Annotated in this window: 5 protein-coding genes; all 5 read left to right on the top strand. The window is 70.6% G+C overall.

Annotated elements, in window-relative coordinates:
* Window positions 1-307 precede the first annotated feature (307 nt).
* The 5 genes from AC08OU_RS22685 to AC08OU_RS22665 are packed head-to-tail and all read left to right on the top strand — an operon-like array spanning window position 308 to window position 4683.
* Complete coding sequence (locus AC08OU_RS22685) at window positions 308-1816, top strand: ATP-binding protein (protein ID WP_476602111.1); 1509 nt, start codon at window positions 308-310, stop codon at window positions 1814-1816.
* Between the two features lie 3 nt (window positions 1817-1819).
* Window positions 1820-2230 (top strand): roadblock/LC7 domain-containing protein, encoded by a 411-nt coding sequence (locus AC08OU_RS22680; protein ID WP_476602112.1) that lies wholly within the window; start codon window positions 1820-1822, stop codon window positions 2228-2230.
* Window positions 2227-2601, top strand: coding sequence for a DUF742 domain-containing protein (locus AC08OU_RS22675; RefSeq protein ID WP_476594610.1), 375 nt, complete (start codon window positions 2227-2229; stop codon window positions 2599-2601). Before AC08OU_RS22680 ends, AC08OU_RS22675 begins: the two co-directional genes overlap by 4 nt.
* Window positions 2582-3226 (top strand): GTP-binding protein, encoded by a 645-nt coding sequence (locus AC08OU_RS22670; RefSeq protein WP_476602113.1) that lies wholly within the window; start codon window positions 2582-2584, stop codon window positions 3224-3226. The genes AC08OU_RS22675 and AC08OU_RS22670 overlap by 20 nt, the downstream gene beginning before the upstream one ends.
* Before the next feature lie 2 nt (window positions 3227-3228).
* Window positions 3229-4683 (top strand): cytochrome P450, encoded by a 1455-nt coding sequence (locus AC08OU_RS22665; RefSeq protein ID WP_476605748.1) that lies wholly within the window; start codon window positions 3229-3231, stop codon window positions 4681-4683.
* Window positions 4684-4695: the final 12 nt, after the last annotated feature.

Below are 4695 nucleotides of genomic sequence, written 5' to 3'. Positions count from 1 at the left end.
GGGCGCGACGCACATCGACCATGATCGATCTCGGCGAAGTTCGACCGGATGTACAGCGGCGGCCGGCTACTCAAGGTCACTGATAGCGGCGCGGTGCGGTCTCGCCGAAGCCCTGGATATAACGTCAGACCCGTCCGGAGAGACATCAGAACCGCGAACACTGAGCAAGGTGGCCGCGTGCCCAGTCAGAACATCGCCGTCGGGCCCTCGTCGGCGCGCGAGTCTCTCCGCGGGCCGCGCCCGTGACTGTTCTCCCCGTCCCCGTCGGTCACCGACACACGCCCACGATCAGACCAAGGTTCTGCGAATGAAACGCAAGCGACCGTCACCTCGTGGCTCGGAAGGCGACTTCTCCGTCGTCTACAGTGCTCTGGTAGCGGCACCCCTGACCGCACTCTGTACAGTGGCCGCCATCCTTCTCGTCGCCCCGCACGCCCGGCGCGCTGTTGCCGTGTGCGGCCTCGTCGCGGCGGTCGCGATCGGCCTGGCCTGCGCCGAGATCCGCCGCCGCGGGCACGAGATCGTCCATCTGCGCCGTCGGCAGGCCGCCACCGAGCAGGAGCTCGTGCACCGCCTGGAGATACAGGAGGCCGAGACCAGCCGCCTCGCCGTCGAGGTGCTGCCCGCCGCGATCAGTCGGCTGCACCGCGGCGACTCGGTCGAGGAGGCGCTGTCCGGCTCGAGCCAGTCGCCCGCCCTCGGCGCCGCGTTCATCAAGGCGCACGACGACGTGGTCCGCTCGGTCCTCGAAGCGGTCAAGGCGGAAGAGGACCTGCGCGACTCCTCGCAGCGCGCGTTCGTCAACGTCGCCCGTCGCGTCCAGGCCATCGTGCACCAGCAGTTCCAGGATCTGCGCGAGATGGAGGAGCGGCACGGCGGGAACCCCGATGTCTTCGACGACCTGCTCCGCCTCGACCACGGCACCGCGCTGATCGGCCGGCTCGCCGACTCGCTCGCCGTGCTCGGCGGATCCCGCCCCGGCCGGCAGTGGCAGCATCCGGTGTCGCTGTTCAACGTGCTGCGCGGCGCGATGTCCCGGATCATCGACTACCAACGCGTCGAACTGCACTCAGTGGTCGAGGTCGCCATCTCAGGACCCACCGTCAAACCGCTCATCCACGCGCTCGCCGAGCTGCTGGACAACGCCACCCGATACTCGCCGCCGCAGACCCGCGTGCACATGACCGCGGTCGAGGTGCAGTCCGGGATCGCGGTCGAGATCGAGGACGGCGGCGTCGGCCTCGGCGAGGAGGCCCGGCTGCGCGCCGAGCGGGTGCTCGCCGAAGTCAAGTCGGGCCTCGACCTCGCCGACCTCGACGGGAACCCGCGCCTCGGCCTGTCCGTGGTCGGTCGGCTCGCGCAGACCCACCGCTTTCAGGTCTCGCTGCGGCCCTCGGCGTACGGCGGCGTGCGCGCCGTGCTGATCATCCCACGCGACCTGGCCACCGCCGTGCCGCTGTCCGCGGCCAGCCCGGGCGCCGCGGTCCGGCCGAACCCGAACACGCTGATGCCCGCCATCGCCCTGGAGCCGGAGGAGCCGCAGCACATCAAGATCAACAACAACGGCCTGCCGCAGCGCAGGCGCGGCGTCACCGCCCCGCTCGGCGGGAGCGGCAGCCAGCGGAGCCTGACCGCGCCGCGCGGGCTGCAGTCCGCCGCCCCGTCCCCGCCCGTGTCGAGTAACGCATCCGCTCCCGCCGCGCCGCCCCCGCCGCCCGGACTGTGGCTTGCCGCGTTCCAGAACGCGGTCTCCGGCGAGGGCACGAGCACCCAGCACGCTTTGACTGACGATGCGTCGAGTAAGGAAGGCGAGTAGCCGATGGACCACTTGCGGCCCAGCATGGACTGGATGCTCAAGGACCTTGCGGAGAGCGTGCCGGGCACCCGGCATATCATCGTCCTGACCGCGGACGGCCTGCGCATGGCCCAGTACAACACGGATGTGGACACCGTCGACCGCCTCGCGGCCGCGTGCACCGGCCTGCAGAGCCTGTCCGCCGCCGTCGGCGCCGAGTTCCCGCAGGGGGACAAGCGGATGCGGCTCGTGGTAATCGAGGTGGGCGGGGGATTCTTCTACCTCATGGCGGCCGGCGCGCGCACGTACCTCGCGGTGCTGGCCGACGAAGGGGTGGACGCGGGGTTGATGGGACAGCAGATGCGCAACCTGGTCGCACGTATCGGTGAGCATCTCACCAGCCCGCCGCGGATGGAGGAGAGGACGGCCGGGTGACCCCGTCCCCGATCAACGACGCGTCCTCCGCCTGGGAGCAGGGCGGTCCCGAGCGCCTGTACGTCCTCACCGGCGGGCGCGGCGCCTCGGGCCGCCGGGCCGACATCGACCTGATCACCCTCGTGGTGGCGCGGGCCGCGGCCCGGCCCGAGATGCAGCCGGAACACGCGTCCATCCTGCGCATGTGTCACTGGCCCCTGTCCATGGCGGAGATCTCGGCGTACCTCAAGCTGCCGTTCAGCGTAGTCGCCATCCTGGTCTCCGACCTGCTCAGGGACTCGCTCGTCGAGGTGCGCGCCTCGGTGCGCATGGAAGGAATCGGCGATCCTGAACTGCTCAAGGCGGTGATGAATGGACTCCAGAGGCTCTGAGTTGGCCGTCGGGCCGGCACGCGAGGACACGCTGCCCGCCTCGGCCGCCACCGCGGTCAAGATTGTCGTGGTCGGCGGGTTCGGCGTCGGCAAGACGACCCTGGTCGGCTCCGTCAGCGAGATCAGACCGCTGACGACCGAGGAGACGATGACCGAGGTCAGCGTCGGGGTGGACGACGTCCGCGGGGTCGAGCAGAAGGATGCGACCACCGTGGCCATGGACTTCGGCCGGATCACCATCAACGAGCAACTGGTGCTCTACCTGTTCGGCACGCCCGGACAGCATCGCTTCTGGTTCCTGTGGACCGGCCTGTTCGAGGGAGCCCTTGGCGCGGTCGTGCTGGTCGACACCCGGCGGCTCGAGGCCAGCTTCGACGTCATCGGGCGGCTCGAAGACGGCGGCGTGCCGTTCATCGTGGCCATCAACGTCTTCCCGGACGCCCCGAACCACCCGCTGGACGAGGTCCGTGCCGCGTTGGATCTGCCGGCCGCCGTGCCGATCGTCGCGTGCGACGCGCGCAGCCGGGCCTCGAGCCGGGACACCCTGCTGGCCCTCATGCGCTACCTGTACTGGCTGTCCACCCAATCCGCGGCCCCGGTGGCCGCCTCGGCCGCCACGGAGTAAGTGTGTCAACATCCATTCCCGAAGCAGGCGCGGAATCAGGCGCTGCGATCCCGCCGCCGGGGTGTCCGGCGCACGCGGCCTTCGCGCAGGATGCCGCACGGACCGCGCTCTACGGCCCGGAAGCGCAGCACGATCCCGGCGCGGTCTACGAGAAGCTCCGCGCGGAACACGGCGGGATCGCCCCGGTGGAACTCGAGGGTGGCGTCCCGGCCTGGCTGGTGCTCGGCTACCGGGAGAACATGGAGGTCGCTCGCACCCCGAGCCGGTTCACCCGGGACGCCCGGCTCTGGCGGGACTGGAACGAGGGCAGGATCGCCGCGGACGACCCGCTGCTTCCGCTCATCGGATGGCGTCCCGACGTCGTGTCCTACGATGGCGAGGAACATGCGCGGCTGCGCGCCGCGGTCAACGAGTGCCTGACCAGGTTCGACCGGCACGGCACCCGGCGGCACGTCCATCGCTACGCGAACCAGCTGATCGACGGCTTTGTCGAGGACGGCCGCGCGGACCTGGTGACCCAGTTCGCCGTTTACCTTCCGATGCTCGTGCTGAGCCGGCTGGTCGGCCTGAGCGAGGGGTACGGCCGGAAACTGGTCGAGGCCATCGTCGGCATGGTCAGCGGCGGCGAGGAGGCGTACGCGCACAACCAGTACATCATCGGCACCCTGCGGTCGCTGACCGAGGAGCGGCGCAGGGCCCCCGCGCACGACCTGGCGTCCTGGTTCGTCCAGCACCCCTCGGGGCTGAACGACGAGGAGGTGCTCAACCACCTGCGCCTCGTGATCGTGCTGGGCTACGAGGCCACGACGAACCTGGTCTCGAACACGCTGCGGATGGTGCTGACTGACCCCCGCTTCCGCGCGTCGCTCGCCGGCGGGCTCATGACGCTGCCGGACGCGGTCGAGCAGATGCTGTGGGACGATCCGCCGCTGCTGGTCTGCCCGGCGCGGTTCGCCATGCACGACATGCATTTCGCCGACAAGGAGATCCGCGAGGGCGACATGCTGCTGCTCGGCATCGCGGCGGGCAACGCAGATCCGGAGATCCGTCCGGATCTCGACGCGCCGATGCACGGCAACCGCTCGCACCTGGCGTTCAGCCGGGGCCCGCACGAGTGCTCGGGACAGGAGATCGCCCGCGCCATCACCGACACCGGCGTCGACGTGCTGCTCAACCGGCTACCCGACCTGCACCTCACGGTGCCGGAGGAGCAGCTGACCTGGACCGCCTCGACCTGGTCCCGGCACCTTGACGCGCTCCCGGTCAAGTTCGCCCCGCAGCGCCGCCCCGCCCCGCAGTCTGCGCCAGCCGCCCCGGCGTTCTCCGCCCCGGTGGTCGAGCCGAGCGCCGCGAAGGACGCGCTGGCGGCGGTGGCCGAGGCCGACGCGCAGGCCAGAGTGGACACCCGCCGCGGCTTCTGGGCCTCGCTGGGCGGCATGTTCCGCGGTCGACGCTAGGGTCTGTTTGGG

The sequence above is a fragment of the Frankia sp. CcMO1 genome (assembly GCF_977945845.1).
Note: the sequence above shows the minus strand (reverse complement) of the source record. Positions and strands in the feature narration are given on the sequence as shown.